Origin of the sequence: Stutzerimonas decontaminans, from assembly GCF_000661915.1 — a bacterium.
GTDB classification, from domain to species: Bacteria; Pseudomonadota; Gammaproteobacteria; order Pseudomonadales; family Pseudomonadaceae; genus Stutzerimonas; species Stutzerimonas decontaminans.
This window is the reverse complement of record NZ_CP007509.1, coordinates 537,073-557,312: the sequence shown is the minus strand read 5'-3', so window position 1 is coordinate 557,312 and position 20,240 is coordinate 537,073. Positions and strand designations below refer to the sequence as shown.

19 protein-coding genes and 1 pseudogene are annotated in these 20,240 nt (G+C 64.9%); 15 read left to right on the top strand and 5 right to left on the bottom strand.

Features of this window, described 5'->3' with window-relative positions:
• Positions 1-17 precede the first annotated feature (17 nt).
• The 9 genes and pseudogenes from urtE (at position 18) to UIB01_RS02490 (ending at position 10,673) form a co-directional block, all read left to right on the top strand.
• On the top strand, positions 18-716 hold the full coding sequence (urtE, locus tag UIB01_RS02530) for an urea ABC transporter ATP-binding subunit UrtE (RefSeq protein WP_038656578.1): 699 nt from the start codon (positions 18-20) through the stop codon (positions 714-716).
• Positions 717-870: 154 nt separating this feature from the next.
• A pseudogene (gene mgtA / locus UIB01_RS02525) lies at positions 871-3,411 on the top strand (magnesium-translocating P-type ATPase); the annotation flags it as partial.
• Positions 3,412-3,615: 204 nt separating this feature from the next.
• Positions 3,616-4,449, top strand: coding sequence for an urease accessory protein UreD (locus UIB01_RS02520; protein WP_038665331.1), 834 nt, complete (start codon positions 3,616-3,618; stop codon positions 4,447-4,449).
• A gap of 140 nt (positions 4,450-4,589) precedes the next feature.
• A complete protein-coding gene (ureA, locus tag UIB01_RS02515; RefSeq protein ID WP_038656573.1) occupies positions 4,590-4,892 on the top strand; it encodes an urease subunit gamma in 303 nt (100 codons plus the stop codon).
• A gap of 1 nt (position 4,893) precedes the next feature.
• A complete protein-coding gene (locus tag UIB01_RS02510; RefSeq protein WP_080695040.1) occupies positions 4,894-5,457 on the top strand; it encodes a GNAT family N-acetyltransferase in 564 nt (187 codons plus the stop codon).
• On the top strand, positions 5,454-5,759 hold the full coding sequence (locus tag UIB01_RS02505; RefSeq protein ID WP_038656570.1) for an urease subunit beta: 306 nt from the start codon (positions 5,454-5,456) through the stop codon (positions 5,757-5,759). The genes UIB01_RS02510 and UIB01_RS02505 overlap by 4 nt, the downstream gene beginning before the upstream one ends.
• 105 nt (positions 5,760-5,864) lie before the next feature.
• Positions 5,865-7,565, top strand: a complete 1,701-nt coding sequence (gene ureC, locus UIB01_RS02500) for an urease subunit alpha (RefSeq protein ID WP_038656568.1) — start codon at positions 5,865-5,867, stop codon at positions 7,563-7,565.
• A 385-nt stretch (positions 7,566-7,950) separates the two neighbouring features.
• Positions 7,951-9,423 carry an NCS1 family nucleobase:cation symporter-1 gene (locus tag UIB01_RS02495; RefSeq protein WP_080695039.1) on the top strand — a complete coding sequence of 491 codons (1,473 nt, stop codon included), beginning with the start codon at positions 7,951-7,953 and terminating at the stop codon, positions 9,421-9,423.
• A 68-nt stretch (positions 9,424-9,491) separates the two neighbouring features.
• Positions 9,492-10,673: a GAF domain-containing sensor histidine kinase gene (locus tag UIB01_RS02490; RefSeq protein ID WP_038656564.1), complete on the top strand. Its 1,182-nt coding sequence runs from the start codon at positions 9,492-9,494 to the stop codon at positions 10,671-10,673.
• On the opposite strand, the gene UIB01_RS02485 is transcribed toward UIB01_RS02490, so the two are convergent.
• Entirely contained in the window at positions 10,674-10,940 is a 267-nt protein-coding gene (locus tag UIB01_RS02485; RefSeq protein ID WP_038656562.1) for a DksA/TraR family C4-type zinc finger protein, read from the bottom strand. It abuts the gene before it with no gap.
• 304 nt (positions 10,941-11,244) lie between these two features.
• On the opposite strand from UIB01_RS02485, the gene UIB01_RS02480 reads away from it, so the two are divergent.
• Positions 11,245-11,964, top strand: a complete 720-nt coding sequence (locus UIB01_RS02480) for a TorF family putative porin (RefSeq protein WP_038656560.1) — start codon at positions 11,245-11,247, stop codon at positions 11,962-11,964.
• 117 nt (positions 11,965-12,081) lie between these two features.
• On the opposite strand, the gene UIB01_RS02475 is transcribed toward UIB01_RS02480, so the two are convergent.
• Positions 12,082-12,945: an isocitrate lyase/PEP mutase family protein gene (locus tag UIB01_RS02475; RefSeq protein WP_003301755.1), complete on the bottom strand. Its 864-nt coding sequence runs from the start codon at positions 12,943-12,945 to the stop codon at positions 12,082-12,084.
• A 109-nt stretch (positions 12,946-13,054) separates the two neighbouring features.
• Positions 13,055-13,927 (bottom strand): DMT family transporter, encoded by an 873-nt coding sequence (locus tag UIB01_RS02470; protein WP_038656557.1) that lies wholly within the window; start codon positions 13,925-13,927, stop codon positions 13,055-13,057.
• Positions 13,928-14,193: 266 nt separating this feature from the next.
• On the opposite strand from UIB01_RS02470, the gene UIB01_RS02465 reads away from it, so the two are divergent.
• The 5 genes from UIB01_RS02465 (at position 14,194) to UIB01_RS02445 (ending at position 18,379) form a co-directional block, all read left to right on the top strand.
• Positions 14,194-14,679 carry a GNAT family N-acetyltransferase gene (locus UIB01_RS02465; RefSeq protein WP_038656555.1) on the top strand — a complete coding sequence of 162 codons (486 nt, stop codon included), beginning with the start codon at positions 14,194-14,196 and terminating at the stop codon, positions 14,677-14,679.
• Between the two features lie 153 nt (positions 14,680-14,832).
• A complete protein-coding gene (ureE, locus tag UIB01_RS02460) occupies positions 14,833-15,333 on the top strand; it encodes an urease accessory protein UreE (RefSeq protein ID WP_038656553.1) in 501 nt (166 codons plus the stop codon).
• Positions 15,330-16,022: an urease accessory protein UreF gene (locus UIB01_RS02455; protein WP_038656550.1), complete on the top strand. Its 693-nt coding sequence runs from the start codon at positions 15,330-15,332 to the stop codon at positions 16,020-16,022. The genes ureE and UIB01_RS02455 overlap by 4 nt, the downstream gene beginning before the upstream one ends.
• A gap of 1,067 nt (positions 16,023-17,089) precedes the next feature.
• The gene (gene ureG / locus UIB01_RS02450) at positions 17,090-17,704 is read left to right on the top strand and encodes an urease accessory protein UreG (RefSeq protein WP_038656548.1); all 615 of its coding nucleotides are present in this window, start codon (positions 17,090-17,092) and stop codon (positions 17,702-17,704) included.
• A gap of 102 nt (positions 17,705-17,806) precedes the next feature.
• Entirely contained in the window at positions 17,807-18,379 is a 573-nt protein-coding gene (locus UIB01_RS02445; protein WP_038656545.1) for a HupE/UreJ family protein, read from the top strand.
• A 16-nt stretch (positions 18,380-18,395) separates the two neighbouring features.
• Here the strand turns inward: UIB01_RS02445 and UIB01_RS02440 are convergent, their stop codons facing one another.
• Both UIB01_RS02440 and amn read right to left on the bottom strand, forming a co-directional pair.
• Positions 18,396-18,638, bottom strand: coding sequence for a DUF2789 domain-containing protein (locus tag UIB01_RS02440; protein ID WP_038656543.1), 243 nt, complete (start codon positions 18,636-18,638; stop codon positions 18,396-18,398).
• Positions 18,639-18,718: 80 nt separating this feature from the next.
• Positions 18,719-20,194 (bottom strand): AMP nucleosidase, encoded by a 1,476-nt coding sequence (amn, locus tag UIB01_RS02435; RefSeq protein WP_038656541.1) that lies wholly within the window; start codon positions 20,192-20,194, stop codon positions 18,719-18,721.
• Between the last annotated feature and the right edge of the window lie 46 nt (positions 20,195-20,240).

Sequence of the window (20,240 nt, the reverse complement as noted above, 5' to 3'; positions counted from 1 at the left end):
AAGTGAAGGAGTCGCACATGCTGCAAGTCCAGCAACTGCACCAGTACTACGGCGGCAGCCACATCCTGCGCGGCCTCTCGTTCGAGGCGAAGGTCGGCGAAGTCACCTGTCTGCTCGGACGCAACGGCGTCGGCAAGACCACCCTGCTCAAGTGCCTGATGGGCCTGATCCCGGCCAAGGAAGGCGCGGTGAACTGGGAGGGCAAGCCGATCACCGGCTTCAAGCCGCACCAGCGCGTGCACGCCGGCATCGCCTACGTGCCGCAGGGGCGCGAGATCTTCGGCCGGCTGACCGTCGAGGAAAACCTGCTGATGGGGCTTTCCCGCTTCAGCGCCAGCGAGGCCAAGGAAGTCCCCGAGTTCATCTACGAACTGTTCCCGGTTTTGAAGGAAATGAAGCATCGCCGCGGCGGCGACCTCTCCGGCGGTCAGCAACAACAGCTCGCCATCGGCCGCGCGCTGGCGAGCAAGCCGCGCCTGCTGATCCTCGACGAACCCACCGAAGGCATCCAGCCCTCGGTGATCAAGGAGATTGGTGCGGTGATCAAGAAGCTCGCTGCCCGTGGTGACATGGCGATCTTGCTGGTCGAGCAGTTCTATGACTTCGCCGCTGAACTGGCCGACCACTACCTGGTGATGAGCCGTGGCGAGATCATTCAGCAGGGCCGCGGCGAAAACATGGCCGCCGAGGGTGTGCAACGCCTCGTAGCGATCTAGCCTTGCCGCAGCGCCCCGCGAGGGGCTGACCGATGTCAATGCCGCACCCGGCCCGCACGGTCAACCATTGAGGTCTGCTCGCACTCCGAGGATGCAAGGCATGCACGCTGCGTTCGGTCGCTGGTTTTCCGACAAGTCCCGTCTCCATGACACCGAAGCCGGCACACCGGAGTACTGGAGCCAGCCGCTGGAAGCACTCTATGCCAGCCTCAGGACGAGCCCAGGCGGGTTGACCAGCGGCGACGCCGCCGCGCGTCAGCCGTCGGTCAGGCGTACGTACCGGCCAAGCCTGGCGCGGCAGATCGGCTCTTCCCTGTTCCGCCAGCTGTCCAGCCCGCTGGTGCTGATCCTGCTGATCGGTGCCGCTGTCGCGCTGGTGGCCCACGACTGGCTGGACGCACTGATCGTGCTGGCCATCGTGATCGCCAGCGCGCTGGTCGGCAGCCTGCACGAAGTCCGCTCCAACCGCGCGATTGCCCGTCTGCGCGAGCAGGTGGCGAGTCGTGCCGATGTCTGGCGCGACGGGCGCATCCAGAGCATTGCGGCGGACGAGGTGGTGCCTGGAGATATTGTCGAGCTCTCGGCCGGCAGCCTGATACCGGCCGATGGCCGGCTGATCGAAGCGCGCGATTGCTTCGTCAATCAGGCACTGCTGACCGGCGAGACCTTTCCGGTGCAGAAGGAAACCGGCCAGTTCGCCGCCGATGCCGCCCTCGCGCAGCGCGACAACTGCCTGTTCCGCGGCACCTCGCTGCGCAGCGGTACGGCTCGCTTGCTGGCTGTGCGCTGCGGCGTGCATACCGAACTCGGCCATATCGAGCGCTCGCTGGTGTTGCGCCCGCCGGAGACCGAGTTCGAACGCGGCCTGCGCCAGTTCGGCGGCCTGCTGCTGCGCGTCATGCTGGTGATGGTCACCGCAGTGCTTGGGCTCAACCTGTTTCTCGACCGACCGCCGCTGGACACCCTGATGTTCGCCATCGCCCTGGCCGTCGGGCTCTCGCCGGAGCTGCTACCGGCGATTCTCAGCGCGACCCTCTCCGCCGGTGCGCGGCGTATGGCCGGACGCGGGGTGATCGTGCGCCATCTCAACGCGATCGAGAACCTCGGCGCCATGGACACCCTGTGCACCGACAAGACCGGCACCCTGACCCGCGGCGTGGTGGCCCTCGACGGTGCGCTGGACATCGACGGCCAACCCAGCACTGCCGTGCTGCGCATGGCCTGGCTCAACGCCACTCTGCAGTCCGGGCTGCGCAATCCGTTGGACGAGGCGATCGGCGAATTCGCCCGCGACAAGGCGCCGGCCATGACCGGCGCCGACAAGCTCGATGAAATCCCCTACGACTTCGTCCGCAAGCGCCTGAGCGTGCTGGTGCGCGACGCCGGCGAGCCCTCGCCGCGACTGATCTGCAAGGGTGCGCTGGATAACGTGCTGCAGGTCTCGGCGTTCGTGCAGCAGGGCGATGCCGTGCTGCCACTCAGCGAGGAGCGGCGCGATGCGCTGAACGCGCGTTTCGCCGCGTGGAGCGCCGCCGGCTACCGGGTACTCGGCCTCGCCTGGCGTTCCCTGGAAGGCGCGCGCTGCACCGCCGATGATGAGCAGGCGCTGGTCTTCGCCGGCTTCCTGCTGTTCTTCGACCCACCCGAACCGGGGGTGCGCGAGGAGCTGGCGGCGCTGCGCGAGCTGGGTGTAGCCGTGAAGATCATCAGCGGCGACAACCGCCTGATCGCGCGGCAGGTGGCCGAAAGCGTCGGCATCGACGTCGAGCGGGTCATCACCGGTGCCGAGCTGGGGCAGATGCGCGACGAGGCGCTGATCAACCTGGCACCGCGCATCAGCCTGTTCGCCGAGGTCGACCCCAATCAGAAAGAACGCATCATCCGCGCGCTGCAGAAGACCGGCCACGTGGTGGGCTTTCTCGGCGACGGCATCAACGATGCGCCGGCGCTGCATGCCGCGGATGTCGGCATCTCGGTGGACAACGCGGTGGACGTGGCCAAGGAGGCAGCCGACTTCGTCCTGCTGCGTCATGAGCTTGGCCTAGTTCGCCAGGGCATCGATGAAGGCCGACGGACGTTCGCCAATACCCTCAAGTACATCTTTCTCACCACCAGTGCCAACTTCGGCAACATGATCAGCATGGCGGTGGCCTCGTTCTTCCTGCCGTTTCTGCCACTGCTGGCCAAGCAGATCCTGCTTAACAACTTCCTCTCCGACATCCCGGCCATTGGCATCGCCGGTGACCGCGTCGATCCCGACTGGTCGCGTACGCCGCATCGCTGGGACATCAGTGAGGTCAGGCGCTTCATGATCACTTTCGGCCTGATCAGCTCAGCCTTCGACCTGCTGACCTTCGGCGTGCTGCTCTACCTGGTCGGCGAGCAGCCAGAGCTGTTTCGCAGCGGCTGGTTCGTCGAATCGCTGATCACCGAACTGGCGATCATTTTCGTGGTGCGCACGCACAAGCCGTTCTACCGCAGCCGCCCAGGCCGCTTCCTGCTGGCGAGTGCCATCGCGGTCGGCTTGCTTGCCGTCTTGCTGCCGTATACACCCGCGGGCGGCTGGTTCGCCTTGCAACCTCTACCGGCAGCCGTTCTGGGCGCGGTACTGCTGATCACCCTGCTCTATGCGGCCTGCTCGGAATGGGCCAAACAACGCTTCTTCGCCCGGCTTAGCGCGTCCCGACAGACGTGACGCAACCGTAACGCACCATTTGCGAGCGCCACGCTGTGCGATCCCGCACTTCGCACCACAACGGTGCATCAGATTGCCGTTTTCATCGTCACAATCCGCCTGCGTATGCGAGCACCTCGGCCGCGCGCCCCGAAGCTGCGCATCGCGCCGGGTGGAGGCACGACTATTGCTGTCTGCCCAGTCAACTACGACTGGCAGCTGCGCATGACCGTTCTGACGCAACCATTCACCCCGCACTGGCACGCTGAGCTCGAGCTCGGTTATGCACGCGTCGGCGCGAATACGCGGCCGGTGCTACGCCGCCATAGCGGGCCGCTGCGGGTGCAGAAGCATCTCTACCCGGAAGGGCCAGAGGTCTGCCAACACATCATCGTGCACCCGCCAGGCGGCATAGCCGGCGGTGACCGGCTGGACATCAGCGCCACCGTCGGCGCCGGTGCCTGGGCTCAGCTGACCAGCCCCGGCGCGGCCAAGTGGTATCGCGCAGCAGGCCCGGCGTATCAGGACCTGCGCCTGCATGTAGAAGCCGGCGCCACGCTGGAATGGCTGCCGCAGGAGACCATCGTCTACTGCGCGGCGCAGGCTGAGCTGAGCACCGCCATCAAGCTGGAAGGTGATGGGCGGCTGTTCTACTGGGACATGGTCGCGCTGGGGCGTCCGGCTGCAGGAGAGCGCTTCGATGCCGGGTATTTTCAGGCGCGCCTGGATATCCGCCGCGATGGTCAATTGCTCTGGCACGAGCGCCAGCGCATCACCGGTGGTGACGGCCTGCTCGACTCGCCGATCGGCCTCGACGGCAGCTCGGTGTTCGCGACGCTGATCATCAGTGGCGAAATCGACGCCGAGCTGCTGGAGCGCTGCCGCGAGCTGCCCAGCCGCGTACGCGGCGACCTGACCCAGCTGCCCGGCCTGCTAGTGGCGCGCTGCCTCGCCGATGAAGCGCTACATGCGCGCGCCTGGCTGATCGACTTGTGGCGGCTGTTGCGCCCCGAACTGCTGGGCCGCGAGGCGGTGCCGCCGCGAATCTGGAGTACCTGAATGATCGGAGGGCAAGGCTATGCCGTTGCCCACCCTGCCTGGCGAGCCTGCGTGCACGCTGCCCTGAATAACGCTACGTGGTTTGCCGCCACAAGCCGGTGGATGTGAAAAGCGACATCCACCCTACGACTGGAGCTGTTATGGATCTGTCGCCAAGAGAGAAGGACAAGTTGCTGATCTTCACCGCCGGCCTGGTGGCCGAGCGCCGGCTGGCGCGTGGCGTGAAGCTCAATTACCCGGAGGCCATGGCCTACATCTCCGCCGCGCTGCTTGAAGGCGCCCGCGACGGCCAGACGGTCGCCGAGCTGATGCACTTCGGCACCACCCTGCTCAGCCGCGAGCAGGTGATGGAAGGCGTGCCGGAGATGATTCCGGAGATCCAGGTCGAGGCCACCTTCCCGGACGGCACCAAGCTGGTCACCGTGCATCAACCTATCGCCTGAAATGTCGGTCAATGTCTACTGCGAAGACCCCAGACCCGCTTTGAAGGAACTCAACGTGCAGATACGTGACGCCCTGGATGCCGACCTCGAAGGCATCCTGCATATCTACAACGACGCGGTGCAGAACAGCACGGCGATCTGGAACGACCACTGCGTCGACCTCGACAACCGCCGCGCCTGGCTGGCCGAGCGGCACGAACAGAACTACCCGGTGCTGGTGGCCATCGACGAGCAGGGCCAGGTTGCCGGCTATGCCTCCTTCGGCCCCTGGCGCCCGCATGACGGCTTTCGCCACACCGTGGAGAACTCGGTGTACGTGAGCCCCGACCACCGCGGCAGCGGCATCGGCCGCAGCCTGATGAAGGCGCTGATCGAACGCGCCCGAGAGCTCGACAAGCACGTGATGGTCGCCTTCATCGAAAGCGAGAACCGCGCCTCGGTGCACATGCACCAGCAGCTCGGCTTCATTCACGTCGGCCAGATGCGCCAGGTCGGCTGCAAGTTCGGCCGCTGGCTGGACCTGACCATGATGCAACTGACCCTGAACAGGACGTCCCAACCATGATTCCCGGCGAATACCAGATCCAGGACGGCGACATCGAGCTCAACGTCGGCCGCCGCACCGTCACGCTCAATGTGGCCAACAGTGGCGATCGGCCGATCCAGGTCGGCTCGCACTATCACTTTTTCGAAACCAATGATGCGTTGGCCTTCGACCGCGCGGCCGCCCGCGGCATGCGCCTGAATATCCCGGCCGGCACCGCGGTGCGCTTCGAGCCGGGGCAGAGCCGCGAGGTGGAGCTGGTCGAACTGGCCGGCAAGCGGCAGGTGTTCGGCTTCGCCGGGCGGGTAATGGGCGCGCTCTGAGCCGAAGCTATTCGTAGGGTGGAAAACGCCTAAGGCTTTTCCACCACTTAGATTGCCGGTGGACAAGCTTCGCGTTGTCCACCCTACGGACAAGGATGAGATTCGATGAAGATTTCCCGCCAAGCCTATGCCGACATGTTCGGCCCCACCGTCGGCGACAAGGTGCGCCTGGCCGACACCGAGCTGTGGATCGAGGTCGAAAAGGACTTCACTACCTATGGCGAGGAAGTGAAGTTCGGCGGCGGCAAAGTGATCCGCGACGGCATGGGCCAGGGCCAGCTGTGCGCCGCCGACGTGGTCGACACGCTGATCACCAACGCACTGATCCTCGATCACTGGGGCATCGTCAAGGCGGACGTAGGTTTGAAGGATGGCCGCATCGCCGCCATCGGCAAGGCCGGCAACCCGGATATCCAGCCCGACGTGACCATCGCCATCGGCGCCGCGACGGAAGTCATCGCCGGCGAAGGGATGATCCTCACCGCCGGCGGAATCGACTCGCACATTCATTTCATCTGCCCGCAGCAGATCGAAGAGGCGCTAATGAGCGGCGTCACCACCATGATCGGCGGCGGCACCGGGCCGGCCACCGGCACCAACGCCACCACGGTGACACCCGGCCCCTGGCACATGGCGATGATGCTCAAGGCCGCCGACGCCTTCCCGATGAACATCGGTTTCACCGGCAAGGGCAACGCCTCGCTGCCAGAGCCGTTGATCGAACAGGTAAAAGCCGGCGCCATCGGCCTCAAGCTGCACGAGGACTGGGGCACCACGCCGGCGGCCATCGACAACTGCCTGAGCGTCGCCGACCAGTACGACGTGCAGGTGGCCATCCATACCGACACGCTGAACGAGTCCGGCTTCGTCGAGACCACCCTCGGCGCGTTCAAGGGCCGCACCATCCACACCTACCACACCGAAGGTGCTGGTGGCGGCCACGCGCCGGACATCATCAAGGCCTGCGGCTTCGCCAACGTGCTGCCGAGCTCGACCAACCCGACCCGGCCGTTCACCCGCAACACCATCGACGAGCACCTGGACATGCTCATGGTCTGCCACCACCTCGATCCGAGCATCGCCGAGGACGTGGCCTTCGCCGAGAGCCGCATCCGCCGCGAGACCATCGCTGCCGAAGACATCCTGCATGATCTCGGCGCGTTCTCGATGATCAGCTCCGACAGCCAGGCCATGGGCCGTGTCGGCGAGGTGATCACCCGCACCTGGCAGACCGCCGACAAGATGAAGAAGCAGCGCGGCGCTCTGCCCGGCGATGGCGCCGGCAACGACAACTTCCGCGCCAAGCGCTACATCGCCAAATACACCATCAACCCGGCGATCACCCACGGCGTCAGCCACGAGGTGGGCTCGATCGAAGTCGGCAAGTGGGCCGACCTGGTGCTCTGGCGCCCGGCGTTCTTCGGCGTCAAGCCGACGCTGATCCTCAAAGGCGGCGCCATTGCCGCGAGCCTGATGGGCGATGCCAACGCCTCGATCCCGACCCCACAACCGGTGCACTACCGGCCGATGTTCGCCAGCTACGGCGGCTCGCTGCATGCATCGAGTTTCACCTTCATCAGCCAGGCGGCCTTCGAGGCCGGTGTGCCTGAGCGGCTGGGCCTGAAGAAGAAGATCGGCGTGGTAAAGGGCTGCCGCTCGGTGCAGAAGAAGGACCTGATCCACAACGACTACACGCCGGACATCCAGGTCGACCCGCAGAACTATCAGGTTCGCGCCGACGGCCAGCTGCTCTGGTGCGAGCCGGCCGACGTGCTGCCGATGGCACAGCGCTATTTCCTCTTCTGACGCCGCAGCGCCGGGCATCGCGGGCCGCGGCTCAGCTTAGATGGAGCCGCCCGGCACTCAACCCCGCGAATAATCGGGCGGCCTCACGGCGCCGCCTATTCCATCCGGGCGATGCCCAGTGTGGAAACGGGCACCCTGATGAGGCATCGGCCATCGCTGTGCCACGCACTGGTGCAGGCTTCTTGAGCCGTGCCGGGCACAGCAAACCGAGACCCGACTCCTGTATACAACTCGATCTCTAGCGGAACGCCATAGCGGCCGCTGCATTCGCCACCTGGCGTCTCAAAGCTAGCCCTCGACACTCATCTGCAAGGCAGGCAGAGCTCAACCGGAATAGAAAGTGCATACAACATTGCATCCAGCCTTGCACAAAGAGCGCATGCCCATGCACCACGACGACTTCCAGATCAAACAGATCGATCCCAGCCTGTATAACGCCGATCTCGCGCCACTCGCCCCAGCTGAGCGCAAATGGGGCTGGTTCGAGATATTCAATGTGTGGTCCAACGACATCCAGAGCCTGTTCGGCTACACCCTCGCCGCCACGCTGTTCATCAGTTACGGCCTCAACGGCTGGGCGGTGCTGGCGGGCATCGTGCTGGCCGGCTTCATCGTCATGGGTCTGGTGCAGCTCACCGGCAAGCCCAGCGTGAAGTACGGCATCCCCTTCCCGGTGATGGCGCGGGCGAGCATGGGGGTGCGCGGCGCGAATTTCCCGGCCGTGGTGCGTGGCATCGTCGCAATCTTCTGGTACGGCGTGCAGACCTATTTCGCCTCGACCGCGGTGGCCCTATTGCTGCGGACACTGCTCGGCAGCGAGCCACAGGCCGCCACCCTGCTCGGCCTGACCGCCATCGACTGGGCTGCCTACGTGATCGTCTGCGTGTTCCAGGTGGCGCTGTTCGTCCGTGGCGTCGACTGGGTAACGCGCTTTCTCAACTGGGCCGGCCCGCTGGTGTACCTGGTGATGATCGTACTGATGATCGCCATCTGGTATCAGGCCGGCCCGAGCCTGCTCGGCGCGCTGGGCGAGATCTTCAGCGGCAGCGGCGAGCACGCCGGCGGACCGATTGCCGCGTTCGCCGCAGTGGTCGGCACCATGGTGGCCTACTTCGCCGCAGTGGTGATCAACTATGGCGACTTCGCCCGTTTCGTGAAGAGCGAGCGGCAGATGCGCCTCGGCAACTTTCTCGGCCTGCCGGTGAGCCTGGCGATCTTCTCGCTGATCGCGTTGGTGATCACTGCCGGGACCGTCGTAGTGTTCGGCGAAACGCTGACCAACCCCACCGACATCGTCGCGCGCATCGACAACGTCACCCTGACGGTAGTGGCCGCCATCACCTTCTTTGCCGCCACGGTCGGCATCAACCTGGTCGCCAACTTCATCCCGCCGGCCTATGACATCGCCAACCTGGCGCCAGCCAAAATCAGCGCCCGTACCGGCGGCTTCATCACCGCGGCCATCGCCTTCTTCATCGGCGCGCTGTGGGTGGCCTTCATCAGCGAAGTGGGTATCGCCGCCTTCGTCGACACGCTGGGCGCGGTGCTGGCGCCGCTGTACGGCATCATCGTCGCCGACTACTACCTGGTTCGCCGCCAGCGCCTCGATCTGCAGCAGCTGTTCTCTGCCGAGCGCAGCGGGATCTACCACTTCAATGCCGGCTGGAACCGCAAGGCGATGATTGCCTTCGGCGTCAGCGCGCTGTTCTCGGTGGCCTCGGTGTGGCTGCCAGGGCTGGAGAGCCTGTCCGGTTTCGCCTGGCTATTGGGCGCGCTGTTCGGCGGGGTGTTGCACTACGGGCTTATGCGTAAACAGCCACTGCTCGCCAGCGCGGCACAACCCGCTCCGCTCGGCTGAAGGCAGCCTGCTGCAGAGGTCGGCCATGTTAAAGTGGCCGGCCTTTTTCTGCCGCTCAGGGCCTGCAGATGGCGCAATCCATCCTCGACGACCTGCTCACCGTCCAACGCATCAGCGCCGTCCCCGCCATTCTGCAAGTCGTCAGCGAAACAACCGGATTGCGCTTCGCTGCGGTCGCTCGGGTTACCGAAAATTCCTGGACGGCCTGCGCCGTGCTCGACCGCATCGAGTTCGGTCTGAAGGTTGGCGGTGAACTCGACGTGACCACCACGCTGTGCAGCGAAATCCACGCTTCGCAACAGCCGATCATCATCAGCCAGGTGAGCGCCGACCCTGACTACTGCAAGCATCACACACCGCAGATGTACGGCTTCGAAAGCTATATCTCGGTGCCCGTACTGCGTGCCGACGGCAGCTTCTTCGGCACGCTCTGTGCGCTCGATCCCTTGCCACGTGATCTTTCCAACCCGACGACGCGGGCGATGTTCGAATCCTTTGCGCGCCTGCTGACGCTGCAGATCGAAGCCGAGGAGCAACAGCAGGCCACGCGTGCGGCGCTGGCCGATGAGCGCATCACCGGCCATCAGCGTGAGCAGTTCATCGCCCTGCTCGGCCATGATCTGCGCACCCCGCTGGCCTCGATCCAGGCGGCCAGCGATCTGCTGGTTCGCCGTTCCACGGAACCCGGTACGCAACGACTCGCCGAGCATGTGCGCACGTCCAGCCAGCGCGCCTCACGCATGGTCGACGATCTGCTGGACTTCGCCCGCGGCCAGCTGGGCAATGGCATACCGCTGAACTGGACGGCTGCCGCCAATCTTCATCTCACCCTGCAGCAGGTGGTCAACGAGCTGCGTACCGCCTATCCACGCCGGGTGTTGCTTGACCAACTGCCGGAGCTGCCGGTGTTCGAGTGCGACCCGGACCGGATCGCCCAACTGCTGGCCAACCTGATCACCAACGCGCTGCACCATGGCGCCAGCACCGGCCCGGTGATCGTGAAGGCTGAAATAGTCGACGGGCATTTCCAGCTATTGGTACACAACCGCGGCACGCCGATCCCAGCTGAACGGCTGGAACAACTGTTCCATGCCTATTCCCAGGAAGACGACACCTCGCGCAACGGATTGGGGCTCGGGCTGTTTATCGTCGAGCAGGTGGCGAAGGCCCATGGCGGCCGCATGCAGGTGAACTCCAGCGCCGATGCCGGCACCACCTTCACCTTCTCGATGCCAGTGCGCCGCGACTGATCAACGCAGCTGGCTGTCCTTGCTGCCGCGTCGGTTATAACCGCTGGACGTGGCGTCTTGCTTGTCCCGCTCGACCTGGCACTTGATACATAGCCGCACGCCAGGAACTGCCTGACGCCGGGCTTCGGGGATCTTATCCCCGCATTCTTCGCAGTGGCTCAGACTCTCGCCACGGCCGAGTCGGCTGCGTGCGCGCTGCACGGCATCCTCGACGGTGCTGTCGATCTGGTCCTGTACCGCGCCATCCCCTGCCCAACCGGTAGCCATTGCAACCTCCTCTGCCTGTCCGGACGCGCTTATGAATGTAAGCATTCGAACCACAATTGCGCCGCGCAATTCAATTCATAGAGCAGCCACCGCCGGATTCCCGCCTAGCCAGCACGCCGGCGCCGCCTGTCGATTCACTGGCGCCAAATCGACGAGCGGAGCTCGTCCAGCGACTGCTTTGTCTATCCTCGGGTCCGAACCGTAAAAAGGCCTGATCCGCTGCGCTGGAGCGCTGCGGGTCAGCCTTCTTCAATCGTGGTCGTCACTGGTCGGCCTACCAGACACCTCACCAGTGAAGCGGTGTATGGACTACAGATATCTGATCGCGCTGAGCATTCTGCTTGGCGGCTGTGCCAGCCAACCCGAAGTGGTCGAGCGCGAGATCGGGCAATTCGATCTCAAGCTGGGCACGGCACCGACGCGCAGCATGGCCCAGGGCCTGGTGCAGCCGACCACCGCCAGCACCTTTCGTGGCGGCCTGGACCTCGCCCATGACAGCGGCGTGTACGTCGGCCAGTGGTCGCCCAGTGTCGGCCTGTTCGACGGCAGCCAGCTGGAGCTCAACAGCTACGTCGGCTATGCCCAGCCACGGTTCGACGACTCGGTGGGCTATGAGCTGGGTGTGATCCGCTACAGCTTCCCGGAACTCGAGACACGCAATCGCGAGGAGTACTACGCCGGCATCAACCTCGGCAGCAGCCGCCTGGGCGGCGCGATGAGCAGCGCGCTGGGGCGCACCGACAGCACGCTGTTTCTCGAGCTGGGCGCTCTGCGGCCGTTCGATGTCGACGTCCGGATGAAATACGCCAGCCACTCGATGGACAGCCCCATGTACCACCCCGGCGGTAGCGTGCGGGTATTCAACGACTGGTCGCTGAACCTTTCCCGCCGGCTGCTGGGCATGCAGATGGACCTGTCCTACAGCGACTCGAGCCTGCGCGGCGCGCAATGTAGCGTCTATTCAGGGCAAAACGCCTATTGCGAAGGCTTCATGATGTTCAAGGCCGAACGCTCGTTCTTCTGAGCCCGTAGGCGCCGGCCCAGCAACGCCGAGACGCCGGCGCGCTGGTGCTGAAGCCCGCGTGGCGATTGCTGACCCGCTGTGCAACAACCTGTCGGGCGCCTACCAGCGCCCAAGGGCTTACTCCTTGACCTGCATATATTCCTCGGCCCATACGACGTACTCGTCGGCGGTGGAATATTTGACCGACAGCTGCGAGGCATTCAGATCCAGCGCATCGACCTGGCGCTGCTCGCGCAGGCAGTCGTAGGTTGCCTTGATCGCCGCGAAGTACGCCGCGTGGCCGTTGACCACGATGCGCACGCCGAGCGCCGCCAGCCGCGCGTTGTCGCGCAGGTTGGGGTTGCCGTAGGTGACCAGCATCAGCGGCTTGCTGAGTTGGCTGGCGATGCTTTCCAGGTGGTCGAAATCCTCGATGCCGACCAGGCAGATGGCATCGGCGCCGGCCTTCTCGTAGGCCTGGGCGCGGGCGATGACTTCCTCGAAGCCGATCACGCCGGCATTGGTCCGGCCGATGATGGCCATCTCCGGATCGACCCGCGCCTCCAGCGCCGCGCGGATCTTGCCGACCGCCTCGAACATGCCGATGAGGTCGGTGGAACGGCGACCGAATTTCGGCGGCAGCAGGGTGTCCTCGATGGTCAGCGCGGAAATCCCGGCGCGTTCCAGTTCGGAAACGGTGCGCATGACGTTCAGCGCGTTGCCGTAGCCATGGTCGGCATCGGCCAGCACCGGCAGCTGGGCGACGCGGCAGATGCGCGTGGCCTGCTCGACGAACTCGCTCAAGGTAATGAGGTTGAAGTCCGGCGCGGCGAGAACCTGCAGCGAGGCCACCGAGCCACCGAGGATGCCCACTTCGAAGCCGAGGTCGGCGGCGATGCGCGCGGACATCGGGTCGAACACCGAGGCGGTATGGAAGCAGCGGTCGGCGTTGAGCAGCTCGCGAAAGTTGCGGCGCAGATCATGATGAGAGAGTCGCGGCATATAGGCTCCGTTTGTTGTATGCGTTGCACGCAAGGGTCGATTCGCCCTGTCTTTTCATTTCAGTGTTGTTGAGAAGCTGCTTGGTCGGCTGAATGGCACATTTCGCTGCTTATCCTTCGATCGGTGCCTGGCGGCGCTGCACATAAGCCATGCACAGGCCGCTGGCGATGATCACCGCCATGCCGATCAGCGCACCGGCATCCGGCGCGTGATCGAAGGCGACATAGCCGACCACTCCGGCAAAGACGATCTGGCCGTAGGTGAAGGGTGCCAGCGTCGCCGCGCTGGCGAAGCGGAAGGCATTGGTCAGCAGCAGGTGGCCGAGCATCGCCATGCCGCCGAGCCCGCCCATCAGCAGCGCGTCATGCAGCGTTGGCGTGCGCCAGTTGAAGACCACCAGCACGCTCAGGGTCACGCAGCCGACCAGACTGGTCAGGTAGTTGCTGGTCACCGGGTGGTCGGTACCGGCCAGGCGCCGGGTCACCAGCTGATATACGGTAAACGACAGGGCCGCGCCGAAGGGCAACAGCACCGCCGGCGTGAACAGCGCCGAACCGGGCCGCACGATGATCAGCACCCCGAGCAGACCGAAGCCCACGGCGAGCCACTGACTGCGGCTGACCCGCTCGCCCAGCAGCGCTGAAGCGATGGTTACCAGCACCGGGGTCAGAAAGATCACCGCCGTCGCTTCGGCCAACGGGATGAAATGCAGGCCGTTGATGAATAGCAGACTCACGCTGACCAGGCTCAGCCCGCGCAGCAACTGTGGCCAAGGGCGCAGGGTGCGAAACACGCGCTGGCCCATGCGCGGCACGAACAGCGCGGTCATCAGCACCGTCTGCGCAACGTAACGGGCCCAGATGACCAGAAACACCGGGTAGATTTCCGAGAGGTGTTTGGCCAGCCCGTCATGGCTGGCCAGCAGCAGACCCGACAGCAGTATGAGCAGAACGCCGTAGAGCGGGTGGTGGTGATCGTTCAACGCAGCCCTCAACCACTTGTTAGCAGGCTAACCATTATGCCTGTCATCTTGTCGCACCGCTGCACCAATCAGCTGAAACCATTCACCCGAGTCCGCACCGGAGCACCACTGCCTTGGCCGTGCCGCTGCGTACGCTGACGGAGCGTGGATGCGGCGCCCGGCGGCAAGCGGGACGCCGGCATTTCACGTATGATCGCCGGCTTTTGGCCGAGTCGCGCGGCGTTTCGCGGCGTTCGAGTGTAGTCGTGATGTACCAGTTGAGAGCGATGCAGGAGCGCGATATCCCTGCCGTCCTGGCGATCCAGGAAGAATCCTATGCCGCAGAGGTCCTGGAAGACGAGGCGGTGATCCGCTCACGTCTGGCGGCATTCCCGCAACTGGCCTGGGTCGCCGAAGACGCATTGGGCGTCTGCGGTTACCTGTTCGCCTACCACTCCCGGTTGGGCAAGGTGACCCCGCTGGACGGCGAGTTCTGCAGCGAGGGCGAAGCCGATTGCCTCTACCTGCATGACCTGGCCGTGGCCGGGCGAGCCGCAGGCCGCGGGATCGGTCCGGCACTGGTGCGGCACAACCTGCAGCAAGCCGGCACAGCACAGCTGCGCTATTCGGCGCTGGTCTCGGTGCAGGATTCCACCGGCTTCTGGTCGCGCCTGGGCTACGAAGCCCATGACGACCTCGACCCGCCACAGGCCGGCAACCTGGCCAGCTACCAGATCCCCGCGGTGTACATGGTGCGCGACCTGCACCAGTAAGGCGCACACACCTTACCTGACCCCTGAATGCGCACCGTAACGGTGCGTACATAGCCCCAATATCAGGCACACCGCCACGCCAGCCGTGCGTATGGCGTTGGTTGGCAAGCCACTTGCTCTTGTTCCGGAAACCATCCGACCGGAATTCTGCGCATGCTGGTGATTCGCCAACGTATCGACGCCCGTCCCGAATGGCAGGCCGAACTCGAACTGACCTACGACGCACGCAGCAAGAGTCGCCTGCGCTGCTTCAGTACCAGCGGCGAAGACGTCGGCCTGTTTCTCGAGCGCGGCCAGCCGCCGCTGCACGATGGCGAATGTCTGCTCGCCGGTGATGGCCGTGTCGTGCGCGTGCGCGCTCGGCCGGAGCAGCTACTGCACGTCACCTGCGCCAGCGCCTTCGAGCTGACCCGTGCGGCCTATCACCTGGGTAACCGCCATGTCGCGCTGCAGGTCGGCGACGGCTGGCTGCGGCTGCTCGACGACTACGTGCTCAAGGACATGCTGCTGCAGCTGGGCGCCGGCGTCGAACACATCGAAGCGCCCTTCCAGCCGGAACACGGCGCCTATGGCGGCGGCCATCACCATTCCCACGCCGGCGAAGCGGAGTTCAGCTACGCACCGCGCCTGCACCAGTTCGGCGTACGTACGTGAACACGACGGCCGCTCCCGGCTCGGCCTGGGCGCTGCTCCGGCTGGCCAGCCCGCAGCTGCCGATCGGCGGCTACAGCTACTCCCAGGGGCTGGAGATGGCGGTGGAAAACGGCCAGGTGAACGACCCCGACAGCGCCCGGCGTTGGCTGGAGGATCAACTACTGCTGAACCTGGCCCGCTTCGAGGCGCCGCTGCTGCTCGCGCATTGCGAAGCGGCGGCACGGGACGACTGGCCGCGCCTGCTGCAACTCGCCGCGGAACACCGCGCCAGCCGCGAAACTCGCGAGCTGCAGCTGGAAAGCCGGCAGATGGGCTATTCCCTGACGCAGCTGCTCGACGGCCTGCCGGAACTCGACCAGCCGGCCCGCGACTGTTTTGCCGCTGCCGGCGAACCGGGACTGGCCATGGCCTGGGCGCTGGCCGCCCGTGCCTGGCGGATCACGCCCGCCGATGCGCTGGCCGCCTGGTTGTGGGGCTGGCTGGAAAACCAGTTGGCAGTGCTGATGAAGACCCTGCCGCTGGGGCAGCAGGCGGCGCAGCGGTTGACCTCGCAACTGCTGCCCACTCTGACCCAGGCGCAGCGGGAAGCCAGCGAACTGCCGGAGCGGGAATGGGGCAGTGCGCCGTTTGGGCTGGTGTTGACCAGCATGGCGCATGAGCGGCAGTACAGTCGGTTGTTTAGGTCATGAGAGGTGTTGGCACGTGGGTGCTGGCGGCACCTTCTTCCCAGGACGGCTCGGCCCGGTTGTCGGCACTGGCCTTAGGTTTCGCCCTGCTGGGCGACTCACTTTTTTCAGACGCGAAAAAAGGAAGCAAAAACGCTTGCCCCTGCATCCGGCCCATCGCTTCGCTCTGGGTTCGCTCTCTCCGCCGCCGCTCCGAGGGTCGCCGTACAAGGGCCATCCATACCGATGGCGGCCCCGACCCTTTACGGCTCTTGCGGCATCCATGCCGCTCACCCCTCTCCACGACGACTCCGTTCACCCTCCTGAAGGGGCGATTGGTGTCGCCTGCTCGTCCGTATAAGAAGAACCAAGCCCAGGCTACTGCCTGGAGCTTACAGACAGCCCTGCCCCTATCTCTCGCCCGCAATGTAGGGTGGAAAACTGCGCAGCATTTTCCATCGCTGGCTACAAGCAAGTTATCGCCGGGCCATGGCGGATTACTTTGCAAAACGGTGGGTAAGTTTCGCGTTACCCACCCTACAGACCTCGCGCCCCATCGCGCCGAATCCATTCGGCCTCCTGAAAGGGGCGTTCGGCGTCGTCTGTTAGTCCGCACACATGAAAACAAGCGAAGCGCTTGGTTTCTCTTGCTTAACAACTTTCAGACAACTCGGACTCGATTCCCCTTCAGGAGGCCGAGCGTAGGTGCTGCGCAGGGGGGCGCGAGGCATGGATGCCGAGCGAGGAGTGATGGGCCAGGGATGGCCCTTCGCGACGACCCCCGAAGCAGCGCCGGAGTGAGGGGAGTTTTGCGAAGCAAAACCCGGATGTCGGGGTGGCCTTCTTTTTGGTTACTTTTTCTTGGCCACACAAGAAAAAGTGACGCGCCGTGCAAGGCGCAACTGGTAGGTCGCGCCGAGGAAAGTGCGGCGCCCCACAGCGATGCCCGGGCCACAGCCAATACACGCCCAGCATTTTCATGCGAGCAAAAAGCTCACCCCAACGAATCCCATATCCCCGCCCCACCAACAGCGGCGATCCCCCTGCATCAACCCCGAGGCAGCCACACTGCCTCCCAGAGGAGAACACCCATGAGCACCCAACCCCTGCGCGTCGGCATTGGCGGGCCGGTCGGTTCCGGCAAGACCGCTCTGACCCTCGCCCTGTGCCAGGCCCTGCGTAATCGCTACAACCTCGCCGTGGTGACCAACGACATCTACACCCAGGAAGACGCCCAGTTCCTCGTACGTAACGAGGCCCTGGCGCCCGAGCGCATCATCGGCGTGGAAACCGGCGGCTGCCCGCACACGGCGATCCGCGAGGACGCCTCGATCAACCTCGAAGCGGTGGAGCAGCTCAATCGGCGCTTTCCCGGCCTCGACCTGATCATCGTCGAATCCGGTGGCGACAACCTCTCGGCGACCTTCAGCCCCGAGCTGTCGGACCTGACCATCTACGTGATCGACGTGTCCGCCGGCGACAAGCTGCCGCGCAAGGGCGGGCCGGGCATCTGCAAGTCCGACCTGCTGGTGATCAACAAGGTCGATCTGGCGCCGATGGTCGGCGCTTCGCTGGAAGTGATGGATCGCGACGCCCGCAAGATGCGCGGCAAACGGCCGTTCGTCTTCAGCAACCAGAAGGTCGGCCAGGGCCTCGACGAGATCATCGCCTTTATCGAGAAACAGGGAATGCTCAGCGCAGCCTGATCTACCCCGAGAGTTATGCCGCGTGGCTTCGCCCACCAACGGAAACCGACCGAGCGACGACGGCTCGGCCAAGCTTTTAGCCATGCAACCAGAGGAAATCGCATGAACGTTCAGAAAATCCTTGTCACCTCCGCCCTGCTGCTCAGTCCGGCGCTGGCCTTGGCCCACCCCGGGCATGACCATGCCGGCGTGATGTCCGGCATCGCTCACCCGATCTTCGGCCTTGACCATCTGCTGGCCATGCTGGCGGTGGGTCTCTGGGCGGCGCAACAAACTGGCAAGGCGCGCTGGGCGCTGCCGCTGACGTTCGTCGCGACCATGCTGTTTGGTGGGCTGGTTGGCTTCGCAGGCGTCGAGATGCCGCTGATGGAAACCGGCATCGCCGGCTCGGTGCTGGCCCTCGGCCTGCTGGTTGCCCTGGCGGTGCGCCCACCGCTGGTAGTGGCTGCCGCGCTCACCGCGCTGTTCGCCGCTAGCCATGGCGTCGCCCACGGTCTGGAATTGCCGGAACTGTCCAGCCCGTGGGGTTATGCCGCCGGCTTCGTTGCTGCTACAGCGGCCCTGCATGCAATCGGCTATGCACTGGTGCGCTACCTGCCGCAAGCGGCCGCGCCGCTGGTGCGCATCGCCGGCGCCGCTTCGGCACTCACCGGTGCCTGGTTGCTGGCCAGCTGAGAAACCATGCCACGCGTCAGTGATAGTGCCGTCGCAGCGCCACATTGAGGCGATCCACCACTTCGGCCCAGTCGGCATCCTCGAGGATTTCTTCGCGCAGGAAAGCCGCCTGGGCCGGCGTCCAGAAGGAAGCATCGGCCAGGTAGACGTCTTCAGCCAGGGGCGAGTGGGTTTCGATAAAACGCCTGATCGAGACGTCGTCGTTGGGCAACCCCAACTGCTCGAACAGGCTATGGAAGGCGTGGATCGACTGCTCCATGTTGGACCTCCAGTGCTGACGCGGGATGAACGATGTGAGTATCGTCCATTCCCGCGAAAGCGTCGGTGGCAAATCCCGGATCAGCGGAAGGGCGGCTCGTCGAAGCTGCGCAGCTTGCGCGAGTGCAGCGAGTTGAGCTGACCGCGTAACAGGTCGAGTGCGGCGATGCCGATCTTCAGGTGCTGGGTCACGGCACGCTCGTAGAACGCATTGGCCGAGCCGGGCAGCTTGATCTCGCTGTGCAGCGGCTTGTCCGACACACACAGCAGCGTGCCGTACGGCACGCGCAGGCGGTAGCCTTGGGCCGCGATGGTGCCGCTTTCCATGTCCACGGCGACAGCGCGCGACAGGTTGATCAGCGGTCGCTCCTGCGCCCAGCGCAGCTCCCAGTTGCGGTCATCGTAAGTCAGCACGGTGCCGGTACGCAGACGCTTCTTCAGCGCGTCCCCCTGCTCGCCAGTGACTGTCGCTGCCGCCTCCTGCAGCGCCTGCTGCACCTCGGCCAGCGCCGGCAGCGGGATGTGTGGCGGCAGTACGCGATCGAGGATGCCATCGCGGCGCATGTAGGCGTGGGCCAGCACGTAGTCGCCAATCGACTGCGACTGCCGCAAGCCGCCGCAGTGGCCGATCATCAACCAGCAGTGCGGACGTAGCACGGCTAGGTGGTCGGTGATGTTCTTCGCGTTGGACGGACCGACGCCGATATTGACCAGAGTGACACCGTGGCCGTCCTCGGCGATCAGGTGATAGGCCGGCATCTGGTAGCGGTGCCACATGACGCCGCCGATGATCGCCTGTGCCTCACCTTCGTCCATGCCGCGTTCGACGACCACGTTGCCCGGCAGCACCATGCGCACGAAGCGGGTGTCATCGCGCAGCATGTCCAGACCGTGGCGGATGAACTGGTCGACGTAGCGGTGGTAGTTGGTCAGCAGAATCCATGGCTGCACGTGGCGCCAGTCGCTGCCGGTGTAGTGCACCAGGCGGCGCAGCGAGAAATCCACTCGCGCGCCGTCGAACAGCGCCAGCGGATAGGGATCGGCGTGCTCCCAGTCGTAGAGCCCGTCAGCGATGTCATCGGTGGCGGCGGACAGGTCGGTGCTGGGAAAAACCCGCGCCAGCTCGGCGGCAGTCACGCCGGTGCCGGCCAGCTCGTCGCCCTGCTCGATCACATAGGGATAGGGAATGTTGCGGTCACTCATGCCGACCTCAACGGTGACGTTGAAGTCCTGGATCAGTGGCTTCAGCTGATCCAGCAGGTAGGCGCGGAACGCCGCCGGGTGCGTCACGGTGACGCTGTACACGCCGGGCGCCTGAACCTTGGCATAGGCACGGGTCGAGGCCGGCACTTCGCCGTGGCATTCGTAGGTCAGGCGCAGCTGCGGGTAACGGAACAGGCTGCGCTCCTGCAGGCTCGGCTCGGTACGGCTGGCCACGTAGCGCTTGAGCGCCTGGTTGAGCGCTGCGGTGGCCTGAGCATGCAGCTCGGCCAGCTTGTCGACCGCCTCCTCAGCGCAAGTGGCGACGGTGAAGGATCTGGATTCGTTCGAAGTCATGGTTAGTCCTGGCTTAACACTCCGGCCTATCTTGGCTGCATTTGGT